This window comes from Burkholderia sp. AU4i (assembly GCF_000466765.1).
GTDB classification, from domain to species: domain Bacteria; phylum Pseudomonadota; class Gammaproteobacteria; order Burkholderiales; family Burkholderiaceae; genus Burkholderia; species Burkholderia cepacia.
The window spans coordinates 80,432-86,949 of sequence record NZ_ASSI01000029.1 but is presented as its reverse complement, the minus strand read 5'-3'; the positions used below and the strand labels follow the sequence as shown (position 1 = coordinate 86,949).

3 protein-coding genes are annotated in these 6,518 nt (G+C 56.0%); all 3 read right to left on the bottom strand.

Annotated features, from left to right (window positions below):
* Positions 1-13: 13 nt before the first annotated feature.
* A complete protein-coding gene (locus L810_RS04600) occupies positions 14-2,884 on the bottom strand; it encodes a glycosyltransferase (protein ID WP_021157197.1) in 2,871 nt (956 codons plus the stop codon).
* A gap of 6 nt (positions 2,885-2,890) precedes the next feature.
* The gene (locus L810_RS04595) at positions 2,891-4,828 is read right to left on the bottom strand and encodes a DUF4214 domain-containing protein (protein ID WP_021157196.1); all 1,938 of its coding nucleotides are present in this window, start codon (positions 4,826-4,828) and stop codon (positions 2,891-2,893) included.
* Positions 4,829-5,273: 445 nt separating this feature from the next.
* Positions 5,274-6,431: a capsule polysaccharide export protein gene (locus L810_RS04590; protein ID WP_042973184.1), complete on the bottom strand. Its 1,158-nt coding sequence runs from the start codon at positions 6,429-6,431 to the stop codon at positions 5,274-5,276.
* Between the last annotated feature and the right edge of the window lie 87 nt (positions 6,432-6,518).

Sequence of the window (6,518 nt, the reverse complement as noted above, 5' to 3'; positions counted from 1 at the left end):
ACCACTCTTGACGTTAGCTCCCGAGTGACACGATATCGCCTGTCGGTTCCGAATTTCGGCGGTCGTTGGAAACGACGGACATACGATCGTTTTGAAAGACTGCGTGCCGTTTCAGCCTGATCATGTCCGGCAAGTTCGTCTCGAGATAAACGGCGAGCGGCTGCTTCGTCGCGTATGCATGGGTGATGTCGAGGGCTTGTGCGACCAGGCGCTCATCATCGGACACGACCAGTATCGAATCTGGATAGGGGCCCCGGACATCGAGTTCTTCAAGCACGAGCGGAAGCGAAATATCGATCGGTCCGCTGATGCGGACGACGTGGTCGTCACCCGAGCGGACGTCGTGCGATTTGTCGTCCGGGTTGAGCGCGAATACTGCGCGCCCATCGGGCACCTGTATCAATGCGTCTACCTGCTTGTCAGTGATGATGAGCGTGCTACCAAGCGACACCCGTTTGAAAAGGGCGTTAAGGAAGACACGCGATGCGGTGCTGATGCCGTAGTCACGGATGAGCGACAGCGATTCACCAATGGCCGCCTGCACGTCGTCGTCGTGGGCATCTTCGTCCTCGGTATCCGTCGATTCGTCGAGTATCTCGAGAAAGCCGGACGTGTATTCCTGCCAGTTCTTGATGGCGCGCTTACCGGCCTGTTCAGTCAGGCGTTGTATCAGTGCCAGATCACTGCCCATCTTGAACAAGGCATCCGCGATTCGGCCGGGTGTTGTCATATCTGCCGTCAGGCAGCCGCCGTCGCTCGCGAGCTCACGCATCACGCCATCCGAGTGGCAAATACACGGCTTGCCGTGCCACAGGCTTTCCATGATGGGCATGCCGAAACCTTCGATTTCGGAGGCGTAGATTGTCAGTGTCGAATCGGAGTAGGCCCTACGCAACGTGTCGTCGTCGACGATACCGAGCCATTTCGCACGGGGTTCGGATTGACAGAATGCCGTCATCTCGTCGGCAATGTCCTGGGCCCCTGCATATCGATTCCCGATAAACGTGATTTCCCAGTCAAAATCAGGATGGTCCTTTGCCAGCATTCGCAGGGCCGCAAGTATTTTCCTGTGCCCCTTTCTGGGTTCCAGCGTCGATACGCAGAGAATGCGCATCGGTCCTTCGGACGACGAGTTGGCTGGGGCGACAACTCGGGACGTGCCACCGAACTCGCCGGGCAGGGCGTTGACACGGACCCGCGGCCCGGCGAGATCGTTCGCTTTCCAGAACGTATCGAGGCAGTCGCCCGAGAATTGGGAAATGGGAACGACCACGTCACAATGCGAGATGCCTCGCATGTAGTCCGCATGGTTCTCGCGAATGGCGGAGTCCTTGACGTAGTCGGGTCGGAGCACGGGGATTGCATCATAGAAGATGGCCGCCGTCCGGATGTCGTTCTGCTTGCAGAACTTTCGAATGTTGACTCCATTCTTCTCGAATATGGTTTCAGTCAGAAGAAGCCACGTATTGTTGCCGCGATACAGATCCGAACGGTCGCTCAGCAGCTTGCGTTTGCCCGCCGGAGAGCGCGGCAAGGCATTCCCGGCGACTGGGCCATTGTATTGCGACAACTGCTTGTACTCATGCTCCGTCGGGAACACATACTGCTTGATGCTTGGATCCCACATAACGAAGACGGGATCCACAAAATGTTGTAGCTCGCGACTGAGTCGTCGCGTGACGCGAATGACGCCGGAGTTGGCCGGGTCAATTGCAGCGTTGCTCACGTCGATCAAGACCTTCCTGCGGGCGTGACCGAGGTCGCGGATGAGGTCGACATATTGGCCGATGACACGCCGCCAGCGGAAATCCCGGTGAAACACCGTCCGCTCCGGCCAGTGATCGGCGGCAACGACGTCGGCGGAATCGCGCAAATAGGCGAGTTTGTCCACCATCTCGGTTGTATTTCCACACAGGTACCACGGGTGAACAACGACCTCGGGGTGTGCAGCGACATTGAACACCAATGTGGGCTTGTTCAACCATTGCATCTCCGCGAGCGGAAGATTGAATCCTTCCCAGGTCGACACGGAAATACCGACGTCGCAGGCGTGCATCAGATCCTGCAGTTGCAGATCGCTCGGGAAGCCGACCGGGTGCACGTGATTTCGTGCGGACGCGGGGCATTCAAACTGCTGGGGATCAGCCAGCACGAAGATGTTGTGGTCGATATTTCGTTGTGACAGCTCGGTAGAGATGTCGAATACGCATTCGGAATTCTTGTAGCAGCCGGGTTCCCAGCGGCCCAAGTTGATGATGTTCAGTTTTTTTCCTTTCGAGGCATCGAGGATAGGCGACGCGAGCGATTCGGAATTCTGGGCTGCATCGTCCCAGATCGCATCTGCCATGTGATCCGCGCCAAGCAGGATCGTCGCGGATGACACCGAGGGAGCGTCGACCGCGGATTGCGATGTCGCGATGAACTGGCTGATCGGTGAAATCTTGGTCAGACTTGGCAAGTGCTTTTTACGCAGTTCCTTCAGGTAAAGCTGAATTTCAAGAGCGTGCCCCTCGAATCCGTCGAGCGGGACGGAGCCGCAGTCGATGAACAGGGTCCGGCAATTATGCTTTTCGAGAACCGGAATCGTGGAGAAAAATGGCCAGCCTCCGATAATTGCGACGTCAGGTTTCGATTTCCAGAACAGCTCGTCCCATGCTCTGTCGATCCACTTTGACGTAAAAGTGTCGAGTTGAATGTAGGCCTCGGCACCATCCGGAATTCGATAAATTTGATCGGCGGCGTTTTTTACCACGGATTCGTTGAAGTTATTCGCAATCACAGTGACGTGATGTCCCTGCTTGCGAAGATTCTCAGCGAGAATCAGGAGTAGTCGATCGACGCCAAAGCGAAACAGAAGCCGTTCATTGCAAATCAAAATATTCATGATCGTTTATGCCTTTTTTTGCGCTTTTTTATCGACGACTGCGTAGTCTTGTGACCCTACGTGCACATCATGTGACGTGTCGCGAGGAGGCTGCCAAGTCGCTCCCTCAGTCGCGTGACCGACCGTCGCAGAGATTTTCGTCAACGTGTCGTCCAGCGTCTGTTTGAACGAATCCAGTTGTTTTGCGATGGCAAGCAGTTGGGCCTGCTCGGTGGAACCGCTCGATTCGCGGAAGTTGTTCGTTCGATGTCCGCTTTGCTCAATGCGACTGATCCTGTTTTCGAGCGCACGGAGACGTTCGTCGTACATGATCCACTGAGGTTGTTCTGCGGAGCGTTTTCGCTCCTTGACGATGTGGTCGACGTTCGATCGGAGTACGTCGACCGCCCGTTGCAGTATTTCAATCTCTGAATCGCGGACCCCGTTGTTTTCCGCGATGAAATCCAGCAAGGTTGCAAGCGACCGGTCGTGTGTCGCCGATGCGCTGCTGACGGCGGCCTCGGACAAACTGGATTGCACACGTGAGGCCGTGCCGGAAGTAGCGTGTGTACTCGGCTGAGGGGTGTCGGCCACTACGGGAGCGACACGGGCGGTGTCGAGTATGTCTTGGCGGAGACGATCGATTTCGCTCTTCAGTTCGAGGGCGAAGGTTTGATTTGTTTTCCTGCTGTCCTCGATGGTGCTGAAGAGGACACGATGGATGTCGTCCGAGCGCGTTGCGCCGTCCTCGAGTTTGACGAGTCGTGCGAGATGATCGTGATCCGACTGCATTTTCTTCTCGAGCTTCCGGATTCGTTCGTCGTAGGCGATCCACGGAGAACGCTTGGCGTATTCGGCAATCATTTTGGACGTGGCATCGATGCTCCCCTGCAGGGACGTGATCGCATCACGCGCAATACAGGCCTGGATATTCGAGATTTGATCGCGTTCCCCGATGGCAATCAGGATCCGCTGGAATGCGGAATCTGCGGCTGCGGCGCGGGCATTGGTATTGGCGATGAGGGTGCTATTGGCCAGCTGAGCCAATTTCGCGACGCGATATGTACGGTAGTGAACGACGAACGGGAAAGCGATCCAGCGAATCACGGGGATTGCCTCCAGCGTTTCCACCATGCTCGCGTAGGCGATATCGTGGAGAGCGGTCGCGGCTTCCTGTCCTTCTCGACTTGCGCGCAAATTCTGAATGATCTTGACCTTCGAGATGCCAGACCTGATCTGATTCAGGTAGTCACGGAGGCCTTGGGTGTCCGGTTCGCGCCTCAAGATGACACGATAGGCTGAGCGGACGAATCCCTCGTCTTCATACTGCTGGAGCGTCGTCGCGGAAAACTGGATTGTTTTTTTGCCCGAGGCCGATGGCCCGAGCTTGCCTTTAAATCGGCGGCCGATTACCGGAAGATTCGAGAGAAACAGAAGTCGTTTCGCACGCCGTATTCCTGCGAGTTGCGTGCCGAGCAGTTTTCGTTCCTGCGATGCCCAGATGTGAAGAAGGACTGCAAGTTGGGAGTCGCCCGACCGGAGTTGTTCAAGCAGATGCTCGAGGCCAGCTTCATCAGGCTCCCGGTGCAGGAGGTGGGTGAACAACCGGTGAAGGAAGCGTTCGTGGCTTTCGTCGAAGAAGTCGACGAAACTCGGATAGGTAGGTAGTGCAGGGTAGGCCAGATCGAACCGGGCGGGAATAGATACACTAGGCAACGGTGGCAACGGATGCGGCTCGAGCGTGGCGTGATGGTGTGTGCCGGCTGACGCATGAACTGCGCCGCGCAACTCGATGGCGATCTGCTTGATGCGCTCGATATCGGGTGCGATCGAGTCCGGGCCGCTGGTATGCACCTGTGTCGGATCGACCGCCTTCTCGAGTTTGGAATGCAGGATTCGGTTGGTTTGCTTTGCAACTACCTGTCGGATTCGGTTCTTGAAGTGAGCGATTTCAGTGGGCTGCATGGTTTTGAACCTTCTTGAAGGTAATTGCCGAATTAAAAATCGTGAACTTCCTGCCTGCCATCTGCCGTGTCGATGAGGCGGTCAGAGTGAAATTCCGATCGTTACGATTCGGGGGAATATCGCGCGATGATCGGAGTTTCATTGCGAAGTATGTTCTCGGTCGTGCGGCAAGTCATTGAGTAAGCTCGGCGGGAGCGTACGTACTGCATTGCCATCCAGCGGAGAGGTGGCTTCGAACTATGGGAGGGGCGAAAGATTGATTGCCGGAAAGATGCAACCGACCGCTCTGCAGATAAAGCTCTCGCACTATTGCATCCGCAAGCCGAGCGATGCCTCTCCGCCATTCTTCTCGTGCGATGGCGCAGGCTTCCGAATTGCCTGCGCCATCGTGTTTAAATGGGATCGCTATATTAGCAGCTCTCCGAGAATATGGTGTCGCAACAGATCAATCGTGATGTTCGCGAATTCCTGCGAGCAACAGGCTCAAAATTCCCCATGCAATCACTCCGAGTGCGATTGCCTCGAATATCGATCTGAGTCGCTTGGGTTCGGTTGCGACGTCAGGAGTGTTCGGTTGAACCAGTCGAGCCAAGTAAAGTTGCTTTCGCTCTGCCTCGCTGCGGGCGTTTTCCAATGCGGAGATGGTCGAGGCAAGTTGCTTATTGGCAACTTCCGAATCCAGTTGCAACTTCGTATAGGCGACATTTTTTGCCGACAACGAGCCCTTGCTGCCGGTGACATCTCCGGTGGAATCGTGGATCTGCTTCTGCAGCATGGCGATATTCTGCGTCAGCACCGGAATCTGAGGGTTCTTCGGCGCGATGGACTGCAGTTGCACAAGTTGGGTCTGAGCGCTGAACAGCTCCGTCTGCAGTTTCGTGATTTGCTGAAGTTGCAGGGCTGACTGCTTTTCAGGGTCGAAAACCGAGTTTCCGTTTCGATATGCCGCCAGGTTGACTGCGGCTGCCTTGGCTCGATCCGCGGCTTCGTCGACTTGGCGTTGGGCAAATCGCACCGTGTCGTCCGCGGCACGCTTGTTCATCTCGTTGATCAGGCGTTCGCTTATTTCCAGCAGCCTCTCATTGATGCCGGCGGCCTCATTGGCGGTATAGGCGCGTACCTGCAGTGTCGCGATGCCGGAGGCGGAATCCAGATTCACTGACACAATGTGCTTGCCGTAGTACCTCCACAGCGATTCGAAGCTGCCGTCGAGGCTTGCGTGGAACCTGCTGAAGATGTCGCCCTGTGTAGAGTAGGCGGTCGCGATGCCGCTGTTGGTATTGAGTTCGTGAAGCGCGTCACGCGACTGGATATAGTCGATGACGGAGTATGCATCGTCCGGCGTGCGGGAAAAGGCAGCCCCTTGCAGCAGGGCGCCCATGACGCTGCTGGAGCTCTGCCGAGATGCACTTCTTACAATAAAGCGCGACTCAGAGACGTACACATCGGAGGCGATCAGGCCGTAGTAGACGATTGCAATAATGGCCGGGACGATGACCGTGATTACAAACAGTCGATTCATGTGCTTAAGTCTATCGATCAGGCTGCGTCTGGCTGATGTCGACTGATTGTTCGTTGCAGTGTTGCTAGAGATCTGTTCCAACTCTTTTCCGCAGGAATGTGGTGCCCTCACTTCGTCACCAGCATCATTGTCTGGCGGAGGGCTCATCAGAAATCCGGGGTGCTGTTC